The sequence below is a fragment of the Pseudomonas sp. MEJ086 genome (genome assembly GCF_030209025.1).
Classification (GTDB): domain Bacteria; phylum Pseudomonadota; class Gammaproteobacteria; order Pseudomonadales; family Pseudomonadaceae; genus Aquipseudomonas; species Aquipseudomonas fulva_A.
In genome coordinates this window covers 116,714-140,777 of the sequence record NZ_JARVSV010000004.1, presented here as the reverse complement: position 1 = coordinate 140,777, position 24,064 = coordinate 116,714, and the positions used below count along the sequence as shown (strand labels likewise).

Sequence of the window (24,064 nt, the reverse complement as noted above, 5' to 3'; positions counted from 1 at the left end):
CAGCGGCAAATGGCGAAAGCCAAAAGCTAGTAACAGAGACTGAAAGAAGCATAGTTCCGCGATAGCTCAGTCGGTAGAGCAAATGACTGTTAATCATTGGGTCCCTGGTTCGAGTCCAGGTCGCGGAGCCAATCTTTCTTCGGGGTGTAGCGCAGTCCGGTAGCGCGCCTGCTTTGGGAGCAGGATGTCAGGAGTTCGAATCCCCTCACCCCGACCATTTTTGGGTCGTTAGCTCAGTTGGTAGAGCAGTTGGCTTTTAACCAATTGGTCGTAGGTTCGAATCCTACACGACCCACCATTTCAAGCACTGCTTGAGAGTAAAAAACCCGCCTAGAGCGGGTTTTTTGCTTTCTGGCGGCAGCGTCCTGCTCCCCGTATGGTGGATGGGGGCGTAGCTGACGCTTTTTCCATCCACCATTGCGCTTGCAGAGTGGTGGACGGGTCAAGCGCCGTCCACCTTACGACAGGCTGTCCTTGGAATCAGTGCAGCTTGAGTCGCGGATCGGTGCTGCGGCCGATACGGTCGCTGAGCATCAGCAGCAACGTGCGGAATGGGCCATAAAGCGCCATCTGGTGCATGCGATACAGCGACACGTAGAACATCCGCGCAAGCCACCCCTCCAGCTTCACGCTGCCCATCAGGTTACCCATCAGATTGCCGACGGCGCTAAAGCTCGACAGCGAGATCAGCGAGCCGTAATCCTTGTAGGCGTATGTCGGCAGCGGCTGATTCTGAAGGCGCAGCGCAAGCGATTTGACCAGCAACGAGGCTTGCTGGTGAGCGGCCTGCGCGCGAGGCGGTACATTGCGTTCGCTGCCATCGCCCATCGGGCAGGCTGCGCAGTCGCCGAAGGCGAAGATGTTCTCGTCGCGCGTGGTCTGCAGGGTCGATGTGACGACCAGTTGATTGATGCGATTGCTCTCCAGGCCATCCAGATCCTTGAGAAACGCTGGCGCACGGATGCCCGCTGCCCACACCTTGAGGCTGGCCGGAATCTGTTCGCCGTTGGCGGTCAGCAGGCCGTCAGCCGTGACCTCCTTCACCGCGGCATTGGTCATCACGTTCACGCCGAGCTTCTGCAGGGTACGGTGCACGGGTGCGCTGATGCGCTCCGGCAGCGCTGGCAGCACGCGTGGGCCTGCCTCGATCAGGGTGATGCGCATGTTTTCGGGGCGGATACGATCCAGGCCGTAGGCCGCCAGTTCGTGGGCAGCGTGGTGCAGCTCCGCAGCCAGTTCCACGCCGGTGGCGCCGGCGCCGACGATGGCAACGCTGATCTGGTCGTTGTCGCCATTGCCTGCATGGGCGCGCAGATAATGGCTGAGCATCTTGCGGTGGAAGCGCTCGGCCTGTTCACGGGTATCCAGGAAGATGCAGTGGTTGGCCGCTCCCTCCGTGCCGAAGTCATTGGTCGTGCTGCCTACCGCGATCACCAGCGAGTCGTAGGCGAGTTCGCGTGCGGGCACCAGTTCGCGGTTGTCTTCATCCAGAGTCGCCGCAAGCTGGATGGTCTTGCGTTCGCGATCCAGGCCGCTCATGCGGCCAAGCTGGAATTCGAAATGGTTCCATTTGGCCTGGGCAACGTAGTTGAGCTCGTTCTCCGTGGAGTTCAGCGAGCCAGCAGCCACTTCATGCAGCAGCGGTTTCCAGATGTGGGTCAGGTTGGCGTCGGCCAGCGTGATATGCGCTTTGCCACGTTTGCCGAGGGTTCTCCCCAGGCGGGTGGCGAGTTCCAGGCCGCCGGCACCACCGCCGACAATTACGATTCGATGGGTCATCGATACTTCTCACAAGGCTAAAAAATCGGTGTCGAGTCCGGGCGAGCGAAGGCTCATAGCACCAGGCGACTCGGGAGGGCGGCTCAGCAGGGCAGGTCGAGCCGACGTGCGCAGCGATGCCGAGGGGCACTCAGGTATTCATCGACTCGACGTTGATCACCAAGGTTCAATCGACAGGGCAGTCACCGCTCCCACAATGCGCTCAGTCTAGCAGGGTGCCACTGTGCACGGAGCGCGACATGGAGTGCTCTGGCGCTACTCGAATCGCTCCAGAGGCTCGACCTCGAGCGAGTCGCTCAGGCGGATGACGCCGCCCTGCAGCACTCGTGCGGTTATGCCGCCGTGGCCGCGCACTGCCTGAAACGTTCCCAGGCCCAGGCGCTCCTCGAGGCGTGCGCAGGGTTGGCACCAGCCAGTGGTTTCCAGAATGGCCTGGCCGATCCGAAAGCGGCGACCCTTGAGGCTGAACAGGTTGATGCCGCTGATGGCGATATTGCGCCGCAGATCTTCCGGTCTTATCGCGCGTTCGGGATCGCGCCCCAGCAGGGCGCTGACCACGGCCAGGTGCTCCCACTGGATCAGCGTGACCTGCCGCGCGTTACGTGGCCCGGGGCGCGCATGATCTCCGGTGAGGCCGGCTTCACGGCGCGCTTCCACTGCGTCCAGGGCGAGCATCTCGCCACGTGACTGCGGACGCACGCCGATCCAGCGCACCTGCCCTTGCTGCGGCACCGTGGCGAGGAGGGTTTGCAGAGGGCTCATGGTGTTCCCGTGGGGTTTCACTAGCGGTTTCCTCAACCGATGGGCGGGCCTCTCCGGTCGCCGCAACGATCATCGATCACGCTGACGAAAATCGCCGGCCTGGAAGTCGGACCGCCCTTCATCTGGCAGGCGGTTGCAAGTGGTCCGAAGCAATCGGCAGCTGTCAGTGCCGGCTAGGCGGCAGATCTTCGGAGAAAAGGTCATCTTCCAGTTCGTTACCCGGAATCGCGTGCTCTTCCGAGGCCCAGGCGCCGAGATCGATCAGCTTGCAGCGCTCGGAGCAGAACGGCCGGCTCGGGCTCTGCGGGCCCCATTCAACGGGGGCGGCGCAGGTCGGGCAGGCGACGAGGGTAGGTGTGCTCATGGTTGGCCTCCATTCAAGGTCAGGTAAAAGGCATGCAGGCGCTCGACTTCGCTTCGCGCCCAGGCCAGGTCGCGATCATTGGTCAGCACGTCATCGGCATGGCGCAAGCGCTCTTCGCGGGTCGCCTGAACGGCCAGAATCGCCTGCACCTGTTCAGCTGACAGCCGATCGCGGCGCATGGTGCGCTCGATCTGCAGCCGCTCGGGGACGTCGATCACCAGCACGCGTTGCGTCAGTTTGTACTGCCCGGATTCGATCAGCAGTGGCGACACCAGGATCGCATAGGGCGATTTCGCATTGGCCAGGAACTGCGCAACCTCCTCAGCGATCAACGGGTGCAGCAGACTCTCCAGCCAGCGGCGCTGCGCGGGATCCGCGAAGATCCGTGCGCGCAGGGCCGAACGGTTCAACTGGCCATCGGCCTGCAGAACCTGTGCACCAAAGTGCTCTGCAATGGCGGCCAGGGCGGGGCGGCCAGGCTCCACCACCCAGCGCGCGGCCTGGTCGGCATCGATCAGGTCCACGCCCAGTGCGACGAAATGCTCGGCAACCGCGCTCTTGCCACTGCCAATGCCGCCGGTAAGGCCGAGCGTCCAGGGTTTCATGGTGCGCGCGCGCCCCTCATTCGAAATCAGGGGCGAATTGTAAAGGAGCGACCCTGCGTGTGGCGAATCAGCACCGCGTGTTGGCAAGCGCCCCGATTGCAGGAGCGCTGCCCTTGGCGAGAAAAGATCGAAGGCTTGGCGCGCTATCCGAGACGGTATTCGCTGCGAAGCGAGGCGATTGCATCGCTGTCCGCACCATCGATTTTGCCCGTCCTATTCGCCGCAGGGGCGCGGCTCCCACAGAATCGCAACACGCCACCAGAAGTGTAGGAGCGCCGCCCTCGGCGCGAAGCGTATGAAGGTTCACCGCGCTATCGGCGATGCCAGGCCATTCACCGCAGCGGCCCGCAGCCTGGTTTGCTCGAAGCAATGCCCGGGCGTTAGTTGAAGCCTGCAAACTGCAAATAACCGTCGGTGATCTGCTTGCCCCACAGCAGCGCGATAAAGCCTGCAATGGCCAGATAGGGCCCGAATGGAATCGGCGTGCTGGTATTGGCATCACGCATTCGCAGCATGATCACGCCGAGTACCGCACCGACCACTGAGGACAGCAGGATGGTCAGCGGCAGAATCTGCCAGCCGCCCCAGGCGCCGAGCATCGCCAGCAGCTTGAAGTCGCCATAACCCATGCCTTCCTTGCCGGTGACCAGCTTGAACAGCCAGAACACCGACCAGAGGCTCAGGTAACCGGCGACCGCACCCCACAGGGCTTCTTCGAGGCTGGTGAACAAGCCGAAGTGGTTAGCGATCAGGCCCAACCACAACAGCGGCAGCACCAGCGAATCCGGCAATAGCTGGTGATCAGCATCGATCAGGCTCATCGCCAGCAGCCCCCAGGCCAGCACCAGCATGCCAGCGCCCTGCCAACCGAAGCCGAAATGCCAGGCGACATACGCCGACAACAGCCCGCAGATTAGCTCGGCCAGCGGATAGCGCAGGCTTATCTTCGCCTTGCAGCCAGAGCACTTGCCACGCAGAAAAAGGTAACTGACAACTGGGATGTTCTCCCACGGGCGGATTTCATGCTTGCAGTGCGGGCAACTGGAGTGGGGAAGTACCAGATTGTAAGTCTCACCCTCGGGCTCTGCCGGCAGCTCCAGCACCTCACGCGCCTGAATGCGCCAGTCGCGAAACATCATCTTGGGCAGGCGGTGAATCACGACGTTGAGGAAGCTGCCGACCAGCAAACCGACAACGAGCGCGCAGAAAACGAAGGCCGGCGTATTGCCGGCCAGGAAGTCGATTACGGTCATGGATTAGACAACGGAGCCCAGTTGGAAGATTGGGAGGTACATGGCGATGATCAGGCCGCCTACCAGCACGCCAAGTACAGCCATAATCATCGGCTCCATCAAAGCGGTCAGGCCATCTACGGCATTATCTACTTCTGCTTCATAATAGCTGGCCACCTTATCGAGCATCGTGTCTAGAGCTCCAGACTCTTCACCGATTGCTGTCATCTGTACAGCCATTGCAGGAAAGGTATTCGTAGAACGCATTGAGAAGTTCAGTTGCATACCGCTGGTTACATCCTGCTTTACTTTGTAGACAGCGTTGCGGAAAACCACGTTGCCAGTTGCACCTGCAACCGAGTCCAAGGCTTCAACCAGAGGTACACCTGCAGCAAAAGTAGTAGAAAGCGTACGTGCATAGCGCGCCACTGATGATTTATAGATGATATTGCCGACAATGGGCGCCTTTAGAACTGCACGGTCCAGGCCATCACGGAATTTTTCCGATCGTTGCTTAGCTTGTATAAACGCGTACCCTGCCGCGACCATCACAATCACAAATATGAACCACCATTCTTGTAGCGACTCCGATATCCCTATAACGAATAACGTGAATGCAGGTAGTTCTGCACCAAAGCTAGAGAAAACCTCCTGAAATTGCGGAACTACTTTGATAAGCAAGATGCATGTCACAATTACTGCGACCACTACTACCGCTATCGGATAGTTCATCGCCTTTTTGATTTTGGCCTTCAGGGCTTCGGTTTTTTCTTTATAGGTTGCTACTCGATCCAATAGCGTTTCGAGGGCGCCTGATTGCTCTCCTGCTTCGACCAAGTTGCAGAATAGATCATCGAAATATTGAGGTTTGGTACGCAGTGCTGAGGCAAAGCTATTACCTGCTGCTACATGTTGCTTGATTTCATCAACCAGCTTGCGCATGTTCTGGTTTTCCAGTCCGTCCGTGATGATGTCAAAGGACTGCAGCAGTGGCACACCCGCTTTCATCATGGTCGCCATCTGCCGTGCGAACAGGGCAATGTCCATGGGCTTGATTTTTTTGCCCGCGCCGAACGGCGAAATGCTTTTTTTTCGCACTTTGGTCGGGTTGATACCTTGCTTGCGCAGCTGTGCCTTGACCAGAGCGGGGTTTTGCCCGCTGAGTTCACCCTTGACCACCGCGCCCTTTCGATCCTTGCCTTCCCAGACGAATGTGCTGGTCTTCGCTGCCTTTGCTGCTGCCATGGTTAATCCTTGGTCACGCGGTTGACTTCTTCAAGGCTGGTTACGCCTTGCATGGCCTTCAGCAGTGCCGAAGTACGCAGGTCGTTGAAGCCGTCTTTTCGCATCTGTATGGAAATATCGATGGAGTTGCCTTCCTCCATGATAATCCGCTGCAGGCTTGGCGTGTTTTTAACCACTTCATAAATACCGACACGGCCTTTGTAACCGTTCTTGCAATTTTCACAGCCAACCGGGCCGTAAATCTTGAAGGTACCGAGCTTCTCCTGGGGGAAACCTTCCTCTAGCAACGCCTCGTCAGGAATCGGCATTTCCTTTTTGCAGCTATTGCAGAGCTTACGCGCCAGGCGCTGGGCAATGATCAGGTTCACCGAAGTGGCGATGTTGAAGGAGGGCACGCCCATATTGCGCAAGCGGGTCAAGGTTTCCGCTGCGCTGTTGGTGTGCAGGGTCGACATCACCATATGGCCGGTCTGCGCGGCCTTGATGGCGATTGAGGCCGTGTCCAGGTCGCGAATCTCGCCGACCATGATGATGTCGGGGTCTTGGCGCAGGAATGCACGCAGGGCCTGTGTGAAGTCCATACCCTGCTTGGGGTTGACGTTGACCTGGTTGATGCCTTCTAGGTTTATCTCCACCGGGTCTTCCGCTGTAGAAATATTCACGTCCGGGGTGTTGAGGATGTTAAGGCCGGTGTAGAGAGAGACCGTTTTGCCCGATCCCGTTGGGCCTGTCACCAGAATCATTCCCTGTGGTTGTTTGAGCGCCGCCATGTACAGATCTTTCTGGCTTTCCTCATAGCCAAGGGCATCGATTCCCATTTGCGCGCTGGAAGAATCAAGAATTCGCATCACGATCTTTTCACCCCACAGGGTGGGTAGGGTGTTGACGCGGAAGTCGATGGACTTGCTCTTGGATATCTTCATCTTGATGCGGCCATCCTGAGGCTTGCGTCGCTCGGAAATATCCAGCCCGGCCATGACTTTCAAACGTGCAGAGATACGCGGCGCCAATTGAATCGGCGGGCGTGCCGTTTCGTGCAGAATGCCGTCGGTACGAAAGCGCACGCGGTACGACTTTTCGTAAGGTTCGAAGTGCAGGTCGGACGAGCCACCTTTTATCGCATCGAGCAGCATCTTGTTGACGAAACGCACCACCGGCGCGTCGTCGGCATCCTGACCGACGCTATCGCCTTTCTTGTCATCATCGACCGACTCGGTTTCCAGGCCGTCGAGGTCAACGTCGTCCATATCTTCCAGACCGGTATGACCCGTATCGAAAAACTTATCGATGGCATCGCCCAGCTTATCGTCTTCCACCAGCAAGGCTTCGGTGGAAAGGCCGGTGCTGAACTGAATGTCCGTAACTGCCTGGTGATTGGAGGGGTCTGAGATACCAACGAATAGCTTGTTGCCTCGACGCCATAAAGGCAGGGTACGGTGTTGGCGCACCAGTTTTTCACTGACCAAGTCCTTAGGCTGGCTTTCCTTATCCAGCGCATTGAGGTCGAAGTAGGCCACGCCAAATTGATCAGCGGCGAGCTCAGCCAGATCCCGGCTTTTTACAAGTTTGTTCTGCGCCAGGTAGGTGACCAGCGACAATTTATTACGCTTGGCCTGTGCTTGCGCCTGCTGAGCGGCCTTCTCGTCCAGCAGCTCAGCGAGTACCACCTGCTTGGCTAGGCCGGAAAGGGGAATATTGTCACTCATGGGCACCTCACGCATATCGAATGGGTGCGTTATAGCGCAGATGGCAGTTGCTGCCAAATAGCCGGTATCCAAGTGACGAAAAGTGTCACAAGTTGCGGAGAATCGCGATGTGGGTACATGACATTGCTAGCGCAGGAAATTGCGCTTTGTGAGCAAATTCGCAGGTTTCACCGTGTTCTTGAGGGTTTTCTGTGTTGGCACGCCTTCTGCTTAATGACCAATAGGCTTGTCTGCCTGACACTTAATGACTGGAGAGTTACATGAAAGCTCAAATGCAAAAGGGTTTCACACTGATTGAATTGATGATTGTTGTTGCTATCATCGGTATTCTGGCGGCAATTGCTATTCCTCAGTATCAAAACTATATCGCGCGCTCTCAATTCTCTGAGGCCCACACTCTTCTCGGTGGTGCTCGCACTGCCGTTCAAGAGAAAGTTGATCAAGGGCAGGCTATTGTCGCATCAACCGGCAACCCTAATGCTACCACTAACTCCCTCGGCGTTCAGCTGACTGGTAAGTATGGTGCTGTAGTTGCGCCGGCGGCTGCCGCTAACGCAGCTAACTATACCCTGACCTATACTTTTGCGGGTGCTAATACTAACCTCAATGCCAAAACTGTTACCTACACATACACCGCTTCTACAGGTAGCTGGGCTTGTGTGACAACTGTGGCCGCTCAGTACGCCACTAACTGCACTAGCTCTTAATCTCTATGCTGTAATGGCCCCGCAAATGCGGGGCTTTTTTTATGTGACAAGTTTCGTTGAGGTGTTTGCGTTTACTGTATTTTTGGTGCCGTGTTAAATTTCTGGCGTGTGATTGATTACTGTTTAGCGCTTTTGGGTGGTGTACGAAGGGGTTAGTGCTCATGTTGTATGAGAGACGGGGGCTTTTGGAAAGCTCCTTTATTTTGTGTCTTTTTATTTTTTCAATTAGTGCGCTTTTTAATTTTGGCTTCTATGGTTGGCATGATCAGCAGCGTGTCGCACAGCTGTTTTTTTTACTTGCTATTATTCCGGCAGTGTGTTGTTCGGCTCAGCGCAGGTTGCCTGGGTATGCATTGAGTCTTATTATTGTTATTGCTGTTTTTGGCTTGATATCCTCTGCTCGTGCGAGTTGGCCAGAATGGGCGCTTAAGGAGTGGGGACGATGCCTCGCATTGTTTATTGCATTCGTTGTAATCAGTGGGCTTGCGCAGCGTAGCTCTGTCAGGGTTGCTATATTCGGTTGCATGGTGTTTGTCGGTATTGTTCAGGTTTTTCAATTCTTGGTCAGCTATGTGTCTGCCTTTATTAGCGGTATCAATATTTTGCATGCTGATGTTTTAGTTGGTGGCTTTTCGAATCCGAGATTTTTTGGTCAGTTTCAAGTTGTTCTTTTGCCTGTGTTGGCTTTTTTAATTGCACGCTTTTTTTCGCGATGCCGCTACAAAGTGGCCGCTATTCTTATGGTTGTACTAGTGCTTCACTGGTGTGTCTCTTATGTCTTAGGTGGGCGTGGTATGTGGGCGGCAACTGTATTCAGCCATATTTTTGTTTTTATTTTTTTTCGAAGATTCTGGGTGTTTTTATTGGTTCAGGCTTTTGCTGCATTATTAGGTTTTTTCGTTTTCGTAGTTCTTTTTTTTACGATCCCCTCTTGGTTCGATATAGTTCCTTGGTTACATGACGGACTGCGTGCCGGTCTGTCCAGTCGTGATTTGATTTGGATGCTTTCTTGGGAAATTGCTGTCGACAATGTGTGGCTAGGTATTGGGCCTATGCATTTTTCAGCTACATATAATCCCGTTGCAGCTCACCCTCACCAAGTTTTACTCCAATGGTTATCCGAGTGGGGCGTATTTTCAACGGTTTTAGCTTTTTTCCTAGTGGGTCGTGGGCTTTTTGCAGGGGGGCGCGTGCTGCGTAGCGAAAAATTTGAGTATGAGGACGTAGGACTATGGACTGCGCTGGTTAGTGGCCTTTTATTGGCCCAAGTGGACGGAGTCTTTGTAATGCCTTATACCGAAATGTGGCTGGCCATATTGGCAGGTGTAGCGTTCTCGCGCTGGGCCAGCCCTTTGGTGGCTGGGATTAGGCAGCGCTTTGTGCTTTCTATATTGAGCATTCCAGTAGTTATCGTTCTGGTAATGGTTCTTGTAAGGGAAGCGCCAGTACTGCCCGCAACCGAAGAGTCTTATTTGAGAGAAAATCCTGTCGGATGGGCTCCTCGATTTTGGGAGCAAGGCTGGATTCCAATGCAACGATATGGTGAGTAAATTTGTGATTGGAATGGCGAAACAATAACCTGCCATTCATTTCGTATTTGCTTTATCCGCCGTTGCAACTGAACGCCCCGCCTTGTATGGGGCGTTTTGCTGTCTGGGTTTCACGTTGCTGCGAATAATGCGGCGGATTATGCCTTCGACTAGGCTGCGCGCCCCGATACGGCCTACGTTTTGGCGGCGCGCGACATTTGCCTGATTCACTCGTCTATGCTTGGTTTTTTCATTGGGAAAGGTGGCCTGGATGCCAAGCTATCGTCGCGCCTTTGCCCCTGGGACAATATGGTTTTTTACCGTCAATCTGCTGGAGCGTCGGGGTGACGATTTGCTGGTGAGGCATATCGACCCACTCCGTGACTCGGTGCGCAAGGTCCGTCCATCAGCATCCGTTCGTAATCGATGCCTGGGGGGGATTGCTGAATCATATGCACTGCGTCTGGACGTTACCGGCCAATTATGCGATTTACCCACTGCGCTGTCTGTTGATCAAAACCTTCTTCTGTCGTGGTTTGTCGGTGAGCGAAGACCGGTTCCTGGTTTGTTTCCGCCGAGGCGAGCGGGGCATCTGGTAGCGGCGTTATTGGGGGCATCAGATTCGGGATGATGAAGACTTTCGTCGGCATGGCGGAGCACTGGTAGGACGGATTAGCCTAAGGCGTAATCCGTCGTTTGCCGGGAATCTGCCGTATTTGTTGCTGTAACTGAACGCCCCATCCTGCGTGGGCGTTCAGCTTTCTGAGCTTCGCGTCGTTACGAATTTCGCGGCGGATTACGCCTTCGGCTAATACGCTCTACACTCCGTGTATCACCGAAGGCACATCCAATCAATGATGCTCGCGTGTCGCGCGGAATTTCACATCCGGCCAGCGCTCTTCCATCAGGCTCAGGTTGACGCGAGTCGGCGCCAGGTAGGTGAGGTGGCCGCCGCCGTCGAGGGCGAGGTTTTCCACGGCCTTGTTGGAGAATTCCTCGAGCTTCTTCTTGTCGCTGCAGTCGATCCAGCGCGCAGACCAGACGGTGATCGGCTCGTAGCCGCACTCGACCTTGTATTCCTCCTTCAGGCGGCTGGCGACCACGTCGAACTGCAGCACACCGACGGCGCCGAGGATGATGTCGTTGCTGCGCTCGGGGAAGAACACCTGGGTGGCGCCTTCTTCGGCGAGCTGTTGCAGGCCCTGACGCAGTTGCTTGGACTTGAGTGGGTCCTTCAGGCGCACACGGCGAAACAGTTCCGGAGCGAAGTGCGGGATGCCGGTGAAGCCCAGTGCCTCGCCTTCGCTGAAAGTGTCGCCGATCTGGATGGTGCCGTGGTTGTGCAGGCCGATGATGTCGCCAGCCCAGGCCTCTTCGAGCATTTCCCGCTCGGAAGAGAAGAAGGTCAGGGCGTCGCCGATGCGCACGTCCTTGCCGGTACGCACGTGGCGCATCTTCATGCCTTTCTCGTACTTGCCCGAGCAGATGCGCATGAAGGCGATGCGGTCGCGGTGCTTGGGGTCCATGTTCGCCTGGATCTTGAACACGAAACCGGTGAATTTCTCTTCCACCGGCTCCACCGTGCGCTCGTGGGCGACGCGGGCCAGCGGGCGCGGCGCCCAGTCGACCACGGCGTCGAGCACATGGTCGACGCCGAAGTTGCCCAGCGCGGTACCGAAGAATACCGGGGTCAGCTGGCCGCTGAGGAACTCTTCCTGGTTGAACTCGTGACAGGCGCCCTGCACCAGTTCGAGTTGCTCGACGAAGCGATCGTACTCGTCACCCAGATGAGCGCGGGCTTCGTCGGAGTCGAGTTTTTCGATGATCTTGGTCGCGGTGCGCTCGTGGCCATGGCCCGGCGTGTAGACGATGATGTAGTCGTCGGCGAGGTGGTAAACGCCTTTGAAGTCGCGGTAGCAACCGATCGGCCAGGTAATCGGCGCAGCCTTGATCTTCAACACCGCCTCGATCTCGTCGAGCAGCTCGATCGGGTCACGGATGTCACGGTCGAGCTTGTTGATGAAGCTGACGATCGGCGTGTCGCGCAGTCGGCAGACGTCCATCAGGGCGATGGTGCGCGGCTCCACGCCTTTACCGCCGTCGAGCACCATAAGCGCCGAGTCCACCGCCGTCAGGGTACGGTAGGTGTCCTCGGAGAAGTCTTCGTGGCCGGGGGTGTCGAGCAGGTTGACCATGTGCTCGCGGTAGGGGAACTGCATCACCGAGGTGGTGATGGAAATCCCGCGCTGCTTCTCCATCTCCATCCAGTCGGAGGTCGCATGGCGGTCCGATTTACGCGACTTGACCGTACCGGCCACGGCGATTGCCTGCCCCATCAGCAGCAGCTTCTCGGTGATGGTGGTTTTACCGGCGTCGGGGTGCGAGATGATGGCGAAAGTACGGCGCTTGGCGACTTCGGCGGCCTGAGTGGTCATGGATGCGTGCCTGCTTGAAAGCGTTGGCGGGCCCGTGGGCCCGGAAAAATGCGCGATTATAGCGGTAAATGCTGCGGCGCTGGGGCATCTCCTGTCAGCCACGGATCGCCTCCCGGGTGTCGAGAGGTAGTCGTTGTCGGTAGGATCACACCCCTTGTTCAGGTTAGAGGTCTCTCATGGCCGTCTTGTTTTTGCGCAGCATCATGGTTGGCGCCCTCGTGCTTGTCTCCTCGGCGGCCCTTGCGCAGTTACCCGAGTGTCGCGTCGACTTCCCCAATGGCTCCACGCTGGGCTTGCCGCTCGCTGCCACGGCCGAGGCGCGTACGCTGGGGTTGTCCGCCCGTGACGACATCGGCAGCGGCATGCTCTTCGCCTGGCCGGAGGAAGGGATTCGCGAGCTGTGGATGAAAGACACCCGCGTGGCACTCTCGGCGGCCTTCATCGATGCTCGCGGCATGGTGCGCAGAGTGGTCGATATGCAGCCCTACAGCCTGCAGCGGCATGGCTCGAAGGAGCCGGTGCGCTACATCGTCGAGGTGGGCAAGGGCGGCTTCGATGCACTTGGTGTTGTGGTTGGGAGTCGCGTCAGGATCGACTGCGCAGATTCCGGATAAAGGCAGCCTAACGTGTAGGAGTCGCGCCCTCGCGGCGAATCGTGCGGGCAACGCCGATGTAGCGGCAAGGCTGCAATCGTTTCGCGCCGAGGGCGACGCTCCTACGTGAACGGTGCCACACGTCCATCTCGCGCTCTCAATGTTGTGGGAACCGCGCCCCCGCGGCGAATCGTGCGGGCAACGCCGATGTAGCGGCAAGGCTGCAATCGTTTCGCGCCGAGGGCGCGCTCCTGCACGGGAGGCCAATTCCATTGGGCGCCTTCGAAGGGAGGCGATCCGTGCAAGGAGCCGCGCTGATAATTCGGCTGACGGTCCCGTAGGTGCTGCTGTTACACTATCACCCCTCGCAAATCCGCATCCTTTCCGATACCAGGAGCATCCGGTGCCTGTCGTGTTCGTCGCCGCCTCCCAACTGCCGACCCCGTTCGGCGTGTTCACCATGCATGGCTTTCTCGAAGAGGCCACCGGCAAGGAGCATGTCGCTCTGACCTTCGGCGATGTGGCCGATGGCGATCCGGTGCTGGGGCGCCTGCATTCCGAGTGCCTGACCGGCGATGCGTTGTTCAGCCTGCGCTGTGATTGCGGCTTCCAGCTGGAAGGTGCGCTGCGCGCCATCTCCGAAGAGGGCCGCGGCGTGTTGCTCTACCTGCGCCAGGAAGGCCGCGGGATCGGGCTGCTCAACAAGATCCGTGCTTACGAGCTGCAGGACGCCGGCGCCGATACCGTCGAAGCCAACGAGCGTCTGGGGTTCGGCGCGGACATGCGCGACTACGCGATCTGCCTGCCGATGCTGCAGCACCTGAAGATCTCCTCGCTCAAGCTGATGACCAACAACCCGCGCAAGGTCAAGGCGCTGGGCGACATGGGCATTCCAGTGGCCAATCGCGTGCCGCTGCAACTGGGCCAGAACCCGCACAACAGCAAATATCTGGCCACCAAGGCCGGCAAGCTCGGGCATATGCTCGGCAAGCTGCACCAGGGTGAGGTCGAGCGGCCTTGACCCGTGCCGCGGTCAAACGCCGGTTGGCCCTGCTCTGGTGGCGGCAACTGGCACTGACCCTGGCTCCGCTGTTACTGATCAATCTGGTTTTCGGCGCGGGCCGCCAACCTGGCGTGCTGGCCATGCCGCTGTTCGTCGCGGGATTGGCTTCGCTGTTCGTCAGCCTGCCGCTGTTCGGTGGCTACAAGCGCGCGCTGTTCGCTGCCGCCAAGGCGCTGGACACGCCCGACGAGCCCGCGGCCTGGCTGACCCTGGCCGAGCGCCGTCGTGCCGCTTTTCTGGGCGCCGGGCTGCCGGCCTGGATCGCCGCCCTCGCGGTATTCGCAGGGCTGGAGGCCGTGCCGCTGGTATTGTTGGCGCTGGCCAGCGTGGTGCTGCTCTACCTCTATCGAATCCCCCGGCAACTGGGCTGATGCTACGTCTCTGGTTGGCGCTGCTGGTGCTGCAGATGGCGCCGCTGTCGGCTGCCGAGCGCGTGGTCAGCCTGGCGCCCTCGCTGAGTGAAATCGTCCTCGAGCTGGACTCCGCCGACCTGTTGGTCGGCGTGCTCGACGGCGGCGAGCGCCCTGCAGCACTGGAGCATCTGCCTTCCGTGGGGCGCTATGGCCAACTCGAACTGGAAACCCTGCTGGCCCTGCAACCCGATCTGCTGCTGTTGTGGCCAGGCAGTGTCAGCGCCGCGCAGCGCGCGCAACTGAAGACCTTCGGCATCCCCATGCTGGTGCTCGAGCCTCATTCGCTGGACGAACTGGCTCGGCAGTTCGTGCAGATCGGCGAGCGCCTGGGGCGGGCGGAGCAGGGGCAGCGTCTGCATCAACGCTTCGTCGCCGGGCTCGCCGAGCTGCGAGAGCGCTACCGGCGTGAGCGCCCCGTGTCAGTGTTCTATCAGGTGTGGGATGCGCCGCTGTATACCCTCGGGGGCGGGCAGATCATCAGCGATGCGCTGCAGGCCTGTGGTGCGCGCAACGTGTTTGCCGATCTGCAACTGCCGGCCCCGCAGGTGAGCGTCGAGGCCGTATTGCAGCGCGACCCGGCGTTGATCATCGCCGGCGACCGCAGGCAACTGCAGGCCTGGCAGCGCTGGCCGCAGCTCTCGGCCGTGCAGCGCGAGCAATTGCTGGTGTTGCCGGACAAAGGCCTGGAGCGCCCCAGTTTCCAGATGCTCGACGCCACGGCCAGGCTCTGCGAGCTGCTGGCCCCCACTCGGTGATGGCCGTCACAGCGCAGCGCTCGCCGGCAAGCGATGACGCTGGTAAAGCGCGCCGGCAACTGGCAGATTGGATGCCTTCCTGTTTGTTGCAGATGTTATGAAAGCCCCTGTCTCCCCCTGGTTTTCCCCCGCCAGCGCATTGATCGTTGGCGCCGCGCTACTGCTGGTCTTCCCGTTGAAACTGCTGCCGAGCCTGCTGGCCGGTCTGCTGGTGTTCGAACTGGTCAACCGTCTGGCTCGCCATATGCAGCGGCTGTTCGCCGGGCATCTCGGACGGCTGCTGGCGGTGGGCCTGCTCAGCGTGCTGGTGATCGGCGTGCTCGGCATGGTGTTCGCCGGTGGTTTTTCTCTGGTGATGCACGAGCTGAACAACCCGGGGCGGCTGATGGGCAAGTTGCTCGGAGTGATCGACCGGGCCCGTGACCAGTTGCCGGAAGCGCTGGTGGCGTATCTGCCGGCCAACGTCGACGATATCCGCATCGCGCTGCACGACTGGCTGCGCGGGCACATCAGCGAACTGCAACTGCTCGGCAAGGGCGCGGTGCACATGTTCGTCACCGTCCTGATCGGCATGATCCTGGGTGCGGTGATCGCCCTGCAGAACGTGCCCGAGCCCGGTCAACTGAGGCCGCTGGCCGGGGCGTTGCTGACCCGTGTGGGGCATTTCGTCGATGCGTTCCGCAACGTGGTGTTCGCGCAGATCAAGATCTCCCTGCTCAACACCACCTTCACCGGCATTTTCCTGATGGGCGTGCTGCCGCTGTTCGACGTGCACCTGCCGCTGACCAAGACGCTGATCCTCATCACCTTCGTGGCCGGTCTGCTGCCGGTGGTCGGCAACCTGATCTCCAATGCGGCGATCTTCGTGGTCGGCCTGTCGCTGTCGATCTGGGTGGCCCTGGGGGCACTGGCCTACCTGATCGTCATCCACAAGGTCGAATACTTCCTCAATGCCCGCATCGTCGGTGGCCAGATCAAGGCGCGTGCCTGGGAACTGCTGCTGGTCATGCTGGTGTTCGAAGCCGCATTCGGCATCGCCGGTCTGGTCGCCGCGCCGGTCTACTACGCCTACCTGAAGAGCGAGCTCAAGGCTCAGGGCTGGGTCTGATTGGCCCGTCGATGGTGCCCCGGCTCGAGCTTGGAGATATCGGGAGATAGCACCCCGGGTATCGCTTCGCACAGCCCAGGCTGCGACCTCTCGAAACGATTAGCCGGCACGTCCACTGTTCGCATGACGTTGTAGGAGCCCGCTTGCGGGCGAATCTGCGATTCGTGAGTTAGCTCGATAGCCAGAGCGCTAATGCGCAATCGCGTTGAGCGCAACCGCACCGGCCTGGCCGAGGCTCGACGCGCCGTGGGAGGCATTGCTGCCGAGGCTTTCCTGACGACTGAGGCGGCTGGCGGTCTTGTGCAGGTCGAGCACCAGCTGCGCCAGTGACTGTGCCGCCTGCAGGGTTTCGTCGGCGCTCTGGCTGCTGCGCTCTGCGGCTCCGGTGATTGCCTGAGCCTGTCCGTTGACGGCCTGCACCTGATTGAGTTGCGATTTCATGGCCTGGCTGATCTGGTCGAGGCGCCCCTGCATGCCAGCCACCTCCTGCTGAATGCGTTCGAGTGCATCCGTGGCCTCGCTCGAGCGCGTCACGCTGCGTTGCGCCGCTTCCTGGCAGCTCTGCATGGCGGCCTGAGTATCGAGCGTCTGCTGGCGCACGCTGCCTAGGGTGGTGGCGATCTCTGCGGTGGCCTGGGCGGTCCGCCTGGCCAGGTTGCGCACTTCGTCGGCAACCACCGCGAAGCCACGTCCGCTGTCGCCTGCCCGGGCCGCCTCGATGGCGGCATTGAGGGCAAGCAGGTTGGTCTGCTCGGCAATGCTGCGGATCGCTTCGGTGATGTGCTGGATTTGCTCGGTCTTCTGGCTCAGGGCCTCGAGGGCCTGGCTCGACTGTTCGATGCGGCTGGCCAGTTGCGCGACGTCCTCGGCGTTCTGTTGCACGGCCGCACCACCTTTGCGGGTCATGGCCAGCGCCTGGCGCGAGGCGCTTTCGCTGTCGACGATATGTTGAGTGGCCTCGCCGATGCTGTGGTTGACGTCGAGCATCGCGCGCGCTGTGGATACCGCCGCCGCCTGGCCCTGGGCCGCGCACAGGCTGGCGTTGGCGGAGGTTCGGGACAGCCCTGTCGAGGTCTGCTGCAGGGCGCTGCCGGCCGTGACGATGCCCTGCATGGTGTGATCCATCTTGTCGACGAAACTGTTCACCCAGCCGGCCAGCGCCCCTGCCTCGTCACTGGAAAAACGCTCCAGCGCCAGCCGGTTGCTCAGCGGTGCGCCACATTCCGCGGTATCCAGGAAGAAGTCCGAAAGCGACTGCAGCGTGCGGGTGCGGCGGCGCAGGCTGAACGCCCAGAACGCGAACAGCAGCACGCCGGCTGCCGCGAAGGTCAGCGGCGCTGCGTGCCCTGGCAGATGCCGTTCCAGCGCCCATTGCAGACCGCCCAACAGGAACAGGCCGCCGAGCAACTGGCTGGACAGCGAATAGCTCAGGCTTCGCTGACGGTAAACCTCCTCCAGATCGCCCTCGCACATCATGCCCCAGGTATCCGGTGAACCGGGCAGGCGCAGCGTCAGGCCGGCGCCGATCACCGGCACATGGCGGTAATCGGGGTAGCCCGGGTAGAGCACGAACAGATTGCTGCCATGGCGAATGGTTTCACGCACGCCGGGGTGCAGTTCGCCGCTCGCTGGCGCGGTGAAGCGCAACTCGAATTCGGTGTGCTTCTGCACCCTGACGGTGCCGAAGGGCGTGCGCACGCCCTGTTTGAGGTTCTCGCCACCGGTGAAGGCGCCATCCTCGAAGCGTGAGCGCGACAGGGCGGTCCCCGGGCTGATCTTCGGGTCATGGGTGCTCTGCACCATGAACAGGTAGTTGTCGCCGGAGTCGCGGTAGACGTGGCCCGCCTCGCGCTGAATCAGATCGCTCATCACATCGTTGGGAATCCGCGCGCACAGGCAGCCGACCACCTGGCCGCCGTGGCTGAGTGGCTGGTGAAACAGCAGCGTGACGGCATCATGGAATTTCGACGTGGTCGGCCCCAGTTGCTGGGTCAGCTCATCGATATAGGGGCCAAGCAGAAACTGCCCCTCGAGCCCGGCGGCCAGCGCCGCGCTATCGTGACGCTGGCCCTGACGCGGCGCGTGTGTCGAGGTGAGTATGCGTCCGGCGGTGTCGACCACGAACAGCTCGGACACTTCCGGCATGTGCGCCCGCGCGCGCTGCAGCGCGGCATCCGGCAAGCTCGGCCAGCCCTGGGTGAGTGCAGCGCTCAGCAGTTCGAGCTCCTGCCAGTGCTGGCGTGCCCAGTTGGTGAGCAGGTCGACGCGGGTCAGCGCCAGGCCGGAAAAGGTCTTCTCCACCCGCTCGGCCTGAGCAGCGTTGAGTAGCCATGACCAGCGCATGGCCAGCTTCCCTGCCTTGCCGAACCAGGGCAGCCAGCGACGCTCGCGGCCCTTGAAATCCATTTTATGGCTACGCAACTGCATACGAGCTCCCGGCCGCTATTGGCGGTCCACACATGCTCAATCCCAACTCGAGATTACTGCAATATATGGGCCGACGATATAGGCCGGTCGGGGGCGCGTCAGCGTGCCAGGCGTGCTCGTATGGCCGCTTCAATCCCGGCTTCGTCCAGGCCGCACTCGGCGAGCATCTGGTCGGGGCGGGCGTGCTCCACATAGCTGTCGGGCAGGCCCAGGTGCAGCATCGGCGTCAGAGCGCCGCTACCCGCGAGGAACTCGCTGACCGCACTGCCTGCGCCGCCCATCACGCTGTTTTCCTCGACGCTCACCAGCAGCTCGTGGCTGGCGGCCAGTTCGCTGATCAGTGCTTCGTCCAGTGGTTTGACGAAGCGCATGTCGACCACCGTGGCATTCAGCGTATCGCCGACGCGCAGTGCCTCGGCCAGTTGCACGCCGAACACCAGCAGGGCGACGCCGCTGCCCTGGCGACGAATCACGCCCTTGCCGATCGGCAAGGCGCTCAGTGAACGGTCGATCGTCGCGTTCGGGCCGCTGCCACGGGGGTAGCGCACCGCGGCCGGGCCTGCGAACTGGTAGCCGGTCGTCAGCATGTGGTGCAGCTCGTTCTCGTCGCTCGGCGTCATGATCAGCATGCCGGGGATGCAGCGCAGGTAGGAGAGGTCGAAGCTGCCCGCGTGGGTGGGGCCGTCTTCGCCGACCAGGCCGGCGCGGTCGATGGCGAACAGCACGTCGAGGTTCTGCACCGCGACATCATGGATCAGTTGGTCGTAGGCGCGCTGCAGGAACGTCGAGTAGATCGCCACCACCGGCTTGGCGCCTTCACAGGCCATGCCGGCGGCGAGGGTCACCGCGTGTTGCTCGGCGATGGCCACGTCGAAGTAGCGATCCCCGTGGCGTTCGCTGAACGCCACCAGGTCGGAGCCTTCCTTCATGGCCGGGGTGATCGCCATCAGGCGCTCGTCGCTGGCCGCCATGTCGCACAGCCACTGGCCGAAGACGCTGGAGTACTTCGGCCCGGACGGTTTTTTAACCTTGGCTGGCGCGTTGATCGGCTCCAGCTTGGTGATCGCGTGGTAGATGATCGGGTCGACCTCGGCAGGGGCGAAACCCTTGCCCTTCTTGGTCACCACATGAAGGAACTGCAAGCCCTCCAGATCGCGCATGTTGCGCAGGGTGGCCAGCAGGGTCGGCAGGTCATGGCCATCGATGGGGCCGATGTAGTTCCAGCCCAGCTCTTCGAACAGCGTGCCGGAGACCAGCATGCCCTTGGCGTGCTCTTCGGTCTTGCGGGCGATTTCCCAGGCGCCGGGCAACTTGGACAGCACTTTCTTGCTGCCTTCGCGCATGTTGGCGTAGGTACGGCTGGAGAGGATCTTGGCCAGGTAATTGGACAGGCCGCCGACATTCTTGGAGATCGACATGTCGTTGTCGTTGAGCACGACGAGCATGTTGGCCTTGACGTCAGCCGCGTGGTTGAGCGCTTCGAACGCCATGCCGGCAGTCAGCGCGCCGTCACCGATCACCGCGACCGACTTGCGCTTGCTGCCCTGGCGCTGGGCGGCGATGGCCATGCCCAGTGCGGCGCTGATCGAGGTGCTGGAGTGGCCGACGCCAAAGGTGTCGTACTCGCTCTCGGAGCGGCGCGGGAAAGCGGCGATGCCGTCCTTCTGGCGCAGGCTGCCCATGCGCTCGCGGCGCCCGGTGAGGATCTTGTGCGGGTAGGCCTGGTGGCCCACGTCCCACACCAGGCGGTCGTCCGGCGTGTCGAAGACGTAGTGCAGGGCGATGGTCAGCTCGATCACCCCGAGGCCGGCGCCGAAATGCCCGCCGGTCTGGCCGACCGTGTAGAGCAGGTACTGGCGCAGTTCGTCCGCCAGGGTCTCCAGCTCGGCCTCGCCAAGGCGGCGCAATTCATCCGGCGTATTGGCGCGGTCGAGCAGCGGCGTCAGCGGGCGTTCGCGGGGAATCTCGTGGAAAGTCGTCGGCATCAGGCGAGTCGTTATAAGAATTCAAAGAATGGGGCAGTCTACCTGATGCGGCTGGCCGTGCCCAAGATGGGCATGGTGCGGATCGCCGCAGCAGTCGTGTTGAATGAGACAGCGAGGCCGTGCGTTCAGTTGCGCCTTTCTACGATGTAACGTGCCAGTTCACGCAGCGGCTCGGCGGCACTGTCGAACGGACGCAACGCATGCAGGGCCTGATCGCGCAACTCGAGGGCATAACTTTTCGCCGCTTCCAGGCCCAGCAGGGCCGGGTAGGTGGGTTTGTCGTTCGCCTGATCCTTGCCCTGGGTCTTGCCCAGCGTGGCGGTATCGCTCTCCACGTCGAGGATATCGTCCTGCACCTGAAAGGCCAGGCCGATGGCCCGGGCGTAGGTGCTCAGCGCCGCCAGGGCGCGCTCGTCGGCGCGGCCACTGGCCAGGGCGCCGAGGCGCACGCTGGCTTCGATCAGCGCACCGGTCTTGTGGCGATGCATCACTTCCAGCGCCGGCTGCTGCAATTGTTGCCCCACCGAACCGAGATCGATGGCCTGGCCGCCGACCATGCCCGCTGGCCCGGCCGCGTCGGCCAGTGCACTGAACATGCTCAGGCGGATTTGCGCATCGTGCGGGTTGCGTTTTTCGTTGGCGAGCACGGCGAAAGCCAGGCTCTGCAGGCCATCGCCCGCGAGGATCGCCGTGGCCTCGTCGAAGGCCTTGTGCGTGGTCGGCTGGCCGCGACGCAAGTCATCGTCGTCCATGGCCGGCAAGTCGTCATGCACCAGGGAATACGCGTGGATCAGCTCCACCGCGCAGGCTGCGCCGTCGGCTTGCTGCGCCGTGCCACCGAGTGCTTCGCAAGCGGCGTAGGCGAGCAGCGGGCGAACGCGTTTGCCACCGTTGAACACGCTATAGCGCATGGCGGCATACAGGCGTTCGAGCTCGACACGCGGTGCCGTGAACAGCGGCTCCAGGGCGGCGTCGACCTGCTTCTGGCAGCGGGCCTGGTAGCTGGCGATCATAACGGTTCGTCCGTTTCGAACGGCGCCGCTTCCAGTTCGCCATCGCGCTCAAGAAGAATCTGTACTTTCTGCTCGGCCTGAGTCAGCGAGGCCTGGCAGTCGCGGGTCAGGCTGATACCTTGCTCGAAGGCGCTCAGCGACTCCTCCAGCGAAAGTTCGCCGTTTTCCAGGCGTTCGACGATGGTTTGCAGGTCGGTCAGGGATTGCTCGAAATCGAGCGCGGCTTTCTTACGGGCCATGGCGGGAATTCTCAGGCGGGGTTCGCGGTTCGGCGGGACACTAGCAGAGCCCCGGTTCGCGGGCAATCGACTACGGCGTAGCGTGGCTGTATCGATATACAGTATCGTGTCGGCTGTTAGCCACTTTTGTAGCCGTGCCCATGCGTCTGTTTCTCTGCGAAAAGCCCTCTCAAGCCAAGGATATCGCCAGTGTGCTCGGTGCCACGCGGCGGGGCGACGGCTGCTGGCTGGGCAATGGGGTGACGGTGACCTGGTGCATCGGCCACCTTCTGGAAACCGCGCCGCCGGATGCCTACGACGCGCGCTACAAGCGCTGGGTGCTGGACGATCTGCCCATCGTGCCGCAGCAGTGGAAGATGCGCGTCAAACCCAAGACCGCCGCGCAGTTCAAGGCGGTCAAGCGGCTGCTTGGCGAGGCCGCCGAACTGGTGATCGCCACCGACGCGGACCGTGAGGGCGAGATGATCGCCCGCGAGTTGCTTGACCATTGTCGCTACCGCGGGCCGATCCAGCGCCTGTGGTTATCGGCCCTGGATGATGCGTCGATTCGCAAGGCGCTGGCTGCGCTCAGGCCTGGCGCCAGTACCTACAACCTTTATCAGTCGGCGCTTGGCCGCTCCAGGGCCGACTGGCTGATCGGCATGAACATGAGCCGCCTGTTCACCCTGCTGGGGCGCAAATCCGGCTATCAGGGCGTGCTGCCGGTCGGTCGCGTGCAGACACCAACCCTGCGCCTTGTGGTGGATCGCGACCGCAGCATCGCCGCTTTCGTCCCCCTTCCATTCTGGGCGATCGATGTACTGCTCGACGGCAACGGCACGTCCTTCACCGCCCAATGGCGTGCCCCTGAAACGCAGTGTGACGAGCAGGGGCGCTGCCTGCGCCAGGAGGTCGCGCAGCGCGCCGCCGCGGATATTCAGGGCGCCGAGCAGGCGCTGTTGCAGCAACTGAAGACCGAGCGCATGCGCGAAGCGCCGCCACTGCTCTTCGACCTCGGCACGCTGCAGCAGGTCTGCTCGAAGAAGCTCGGCCTCGGCGCTCAGGAAACCCTGGATATCGCCCAGAAGCTCTATGAGACCGACAAGCTGATCACCTACCCACGTAGCGACTGCGGCTATCTGCCGCTGAGCCAGCACGCCGAGGCGCCAGCCATTCTGGCCGCCCTGGGGCAGGCGGATCCGGGCTTGCGTGAGGTGCTGGCGCATACCCAGGCACAACGCCGTTCACGGGCCTGGAACGATGCCAAGGTCAGCGCGCACCACGGCATCATTCCGACCCTGGCCGCTGCAGGGCTGGCGCGCTTGAGCGGTCGCCCGCGTGCCGTCTACGAGCTGATTCGCGCCCGCTACCTGGCGCAGTTTCTGCCCAACCATGAATACGACCGCACCCAGGCCGATTTCGACTGTGCCGGGCACGCTCTGCGCGCGGTCGGCAAGCAGATCGTCGAGCCCGGCTGGAAACGCGCGCTGCCCGAAGCCCTGGCGCCAGCCAAGGGGCGCGAAGCGCCGACGCCCCAGGCACTGCCGGCTCTGCGCGAAGGACAGCAGTGCGCGGTGCGCGAGGTGTCGCTGAAGGACCTGCACACCCAGCCGCCCAAGCCATTCACCGAGGGTGACCTGATCCAGGCCATGAAGAACGTGGCACGGCTGGTCGAAGACCCACGCCTCAAGCAGAAACTCAAGGACACCACCGGCATCGGCACCGAAGCCACCCGCGCCGGCATCATCCAGGGGCTGCTCGACCGCGGCTACCTGATCAAGCAGGGCAAGACCCTGGCCGCCACCTCGGCGGCCTTTGGCCTGATCGACGCAGTGCCGCGGGCTATCGCCGACCCTGGCACCACGGCCATCTGGGAGCAGGCGCTGGACATGGTGCAGAGCGGCGAGATGCCGCTGGAAGAGTTCGTCACCAAGCAGTCGACCTGGATGGGCAAGCAGATCGAGCGCTGCCTTGGCCTGCAGCTGAACATCAGCGGTCCTGCGCCCAGCAAAGGTCGCGGTGCCCCTTGGAAGAACAAGCGCAAGACCGCCGCGCGTAAAGGTGCACCTGCCAAACGGGCCGGCACGGGTACGGCAAAGGCCAAGCCGAAGTAGGCCGAATGCTG

At 61.1% G+C, this 24,064-nt stretch carries 21 protein-coding genes and 3 tRNA genes; 11 read left to right on the top strand and 13 right to left on the bottom strand.

What is annotated here, in order from left to right; all coding sequences use genetic code 11:
* Positions 1-55: 55 nt before the first annotated feature.
* The 3 genes from QRN22_RS02460 (at position 56) to QRN22_RS02450 (ending at position 298) form a co-directional block, all read left to right on the top strand.
* Positions 56-131 (top strand) — tRNA-Asn (locus QRN22_RS02460).
* A gap of 9 nt (positions 132-140) precedes the next feature.
* Positions 141-217 (top strand) — tRNA-Pro (locus QRN22_RS02455).
* 5 nt (positions 218-222) lie between these two features.
* A tRNA-Lys gene (locus QRN22_RS02450) sits at positions 223-298 on the top strand.
* A 182-nt stretch (positions 299-480) separates the two neighbouring features.
* Here the strand turns inward: QRN22_RS02450 and QRN22_RS02445 are convergent.
* From QRN22_RS02445 to pilB, 8 genes are all read right to left on the bottom strand, one after another.
* Positions 481-1,779, bottom strand: coding sequence for an NAD(P)/FAD-dependent oxidoreductase (locus QRN22_RS02445; protein WP_042554688.1), 1,299 nt, complete (start codon positions 1,777-1,779; stop codon positions 481-483).
* Positions 1,780-1,862: 83 nt separating this feature from the next.
* Positions 1,863-1,949: a hypothetical protein gene (locus tag QRN22_RS26430; RefSeq protein ID WP_350310361.1), complete on the bottom strand. Its 87-nt coding sequence runs from the start codon at positions 1,947-1,949 to the stop codon at positions 1,863-1,865.
* A gap of 85 nt (positions 1,950-2,034) precedes the next feature.
* Positions 2,035-2,541 carry an MOSC domain-containing protein gene (locus QRN22_RS02440; RefSeq protein ID WP_042554689.1) on the bottom strand — a complete coding sequence of 169 codons (507 nt, stop codon included), beginning with the start codon at positions 2,539-2,541 and terminating at the stop codon, positions 2,035-2,037.
* A 163-nt stretch (positions 2,542-2,704) separates the two neighbouring features.
* Complete coding sequence (gene yacG, locus QRN22_RS02435) at positions 2,705-2,905, bottom strand: DNA gyrase inhibitor YacG (protein WP_042554690.1); 201 nt, start codon at positions 2,903-2,905, stop codon at positions 2,705-2,707.
* The gene (coaE, locus tag QRN22_RS02430) at positions 2,902-3,510 is read right to left on the bottom strand and encodes a dephospho-CoA kinase (RefSeq protein WP_042554691.1); all 609 of its coding nucleotides are present in this window, start codon (positions 3,508-3,510) and stop codon (positions 2,902-2,904) included. Before coaE ends, yacG begins: the two co-directional genes overlap by 4 nt.
* Positions 3,511-3,890: 380 nt before the next feature.
* Complete coding sequence (locus QRN22_RS02425) at positions 3,891-4,763, bottom strand: prepilin peptidase (protein WP_042554692.1); 873 nt, start codon at positions 4,761-4,763, stop codon at positions 3,891-3,893.
* A 3-nt stretch (positions 4,764-4,766) separates the two neighbouring features.
* Positions 4,767-5,987 carry a type II secretion system F family protein gene (locus QRN22_RS02420; RefSeq protein ID WP_042554693.1) on the bottom strand — a complete coding sequence of 407 codons (1,221 nt, stop codon included), beginning with the start codon at positions 5,985-5,987 and terminating at the stop codon, positions 4,767-4,769.
* Between the two features lie 2 nt (positions 5,988-5,989).
* A complete protein-coding gene (pilB, locus tag QRN22_RS02415; RefSeq protein ID WP_042554694.1) occupies positions 5,990-7,693 on the bottom strand; it encodes a type IV-A pilus assembly ATPase PilB in 1,704 nt (567 codons plus the stop codon).
* A gap of 260 nt (positions 7,694-7,953) precedes the next feature.
* Here pilB and QRN22_RS02410 point away from each other — a divergent pair, with 260 nt between their 5' ends.
* Positions 7,954-8,400: a pilin gene (locus QRN22_RS02410; RefSeq protein ID WP_042554695.1), complete on the top strand. Its 447-nt coding sequence runs from the start codon at positions 7,954-7,956 to the stop codon at positions 8,398-8,400.
* 161 nt (positions 8,401-8,561) lie between these two features.
* The gene (locus tag QRN22_RS02405) at positions 8,562-9,950 is read left to right on the top strand and encodes an O-antigen ligase family protein (protein ID WP_082045824.1); all 1,389 of its coding nucleotides are present in this window, start codon (positions 8,562-8,564) and stop codon (positions 9,948-9,950) included.
* Between the two features lie 830 nt (positions 9,951-10,780).
* On the opposite strand, the gene QRN22_RS02400 is transcribed toward QRN22_RS02405, so the two are convergent.
* Entirely contained in the window at positions 10,781-12,364 is a 1,584-nt protein-coding gene (locus QRN22_RS02400) for a peptide chain release factor 3 (RefSeq protein WP_042554696.1), read from the bottom strand.
* 176 nt (positions 12,365-12,540) lie between these two features.
* On the opposite strand from QRN22_RS02400, the gene QRN22_RS02395 reads away from it, so the two are divergent.
* From QRN22_RS02395 to QRN22_RS02375, 5 genes are all read left to right on the top strand, one after another.
* Positions 12,541-12,978, top strand: a complete 438-nt coding sequence (locus QRN22_RS02395; protein ID WP_052493819.1) for a DUF192 domain-containing protein — start codon at positions 12,541-12,543, stop codon at positions 12,976-12,978.
* Positions 12,979-13,360: 382 nt separating this feature from the next.
* Entirely contained in the window at positions 13,361-13,978 is a 618-nt protein-coding gene (ribA, locus tag QRN22_RS02390; RefSeq protein WP_042554697.1) for a GTP cyclohydrolase II, read from the top strand.
* Complete coding sequence (locus QRN22_RS02385) at positions 13,975-14,391, top strand: hypothetical protein (protein ID WP_042554698.1); 417 nt, start codon at positions 13,975-13,977, stop codon at positions 14,389-14,391. Before ribA ends, QRN22_RS02385 begins: the two co-directional genes overlap by 4 nt.
* Positions 14,391-15,188, top strand: coding sequence for a helical backbone metal receptor (locus QRN22_RS02380; RefSeq protein ID WP_042554699.1), 798 nt, complete (start codon positions 14,391-14,393; stop codon positions 15,186-15,188). The genes QRN22_RS02385 and QRN22_RS02380 overlap by 1 nt, the downstream gene beginning before the upstream one ends.
* Positions 15,189-15,285: 97 nt before the next feature.
* The gene (locus QRN22_RS02375) at positions 15,286-16,296 is read left to right on the top strand and encodes an AI-2E family transporter (protein ID WP_042554700.1); all 1,011 of its coding nucleotides are present in this window, start codon (positions 15,286-15,288) and stop codon (positions 16,294-16,296) included.
* A gap of 189 nt (positions 16,297-16,485) precedes the next feature.
* On the opposite strand, the gene QRN22_RS26515 is transcribed toward QRN22_RS02375, so the two are convergent.
* From QRN22_RS26515 to QRN22_RS02355, 4 genes are all read right to left on the bottom strand, one after another.
* Positions 16,486-17,202: a methyl-accepting chemotaxis protein gene (locus QRN22_RS26515; RefSeq protein ID WP_231570191.1), complete on the bottom strand. Its 717-nt coding sequence runs from the start codon at positions 17,200-17,202 to the stop codon at positions 16,486-16,488.
* 1,619 nt (positions 17,203-18,821) lie between these two features.
* Positions 18,822-20,708 (bottom strand): 1-deoxy-D-xylulose-5-phosphate synthase, encoded by a 1,887-nt coding sequence (gene dxs / locus QRN22_RS02365; protein ID WP_042554702.1) that lies wholly within the window; start codon positions 20,706-20,708, stop codon positions 18,822-18,824.
* A 125-nt stretch (positions 20,709-20,833) separates the two neighbouring features.
* On the bottom strand, positions 20,834-21,721 hold the full coding sequence (gene ispA, locus QRN22_RS02360; protein WP_042554703.1) for a (2E,6E)-farnesyl diphosphate synthase: 888 nt from the start codon (positions 21,719-21,721) through the stop codon (positions 20,834-20,836).
* On the bottom strand, positions 21,718-21,960 hold the full coding sequence (locus QRN22_RS02355; protein ID WP_042554704.1) for an exodeoxyribonuclease VII small subunit: 243 nt from the start codon (positions 21,958-21,960) through the stop codon (positions 21,718-21,720). The genes ispA and QRN22_RS02355 overlap by 4 nt, the downstream gene beginning before the upstream one ends.
* A 140-nt stretch (positions 21,961-22,100) precedes the next feature.
* On the opposite strand from QRN22_RS02355, the gene QRN22_RS02350 reads away from it, so the two are divergent.
* Positions 22,101-24,053, top strand: coding sequence for a DNA topoisomerase III (locus QRN22_RS02350; protein ID WP_042554705.1), 1,953 nt, complete (start codon positions 22,101-22,103; stop codon positions 24,051-24,053).
* The last annotated feature ends 11 nt before the right edge of the window (positions 24,054-24,064 follow it).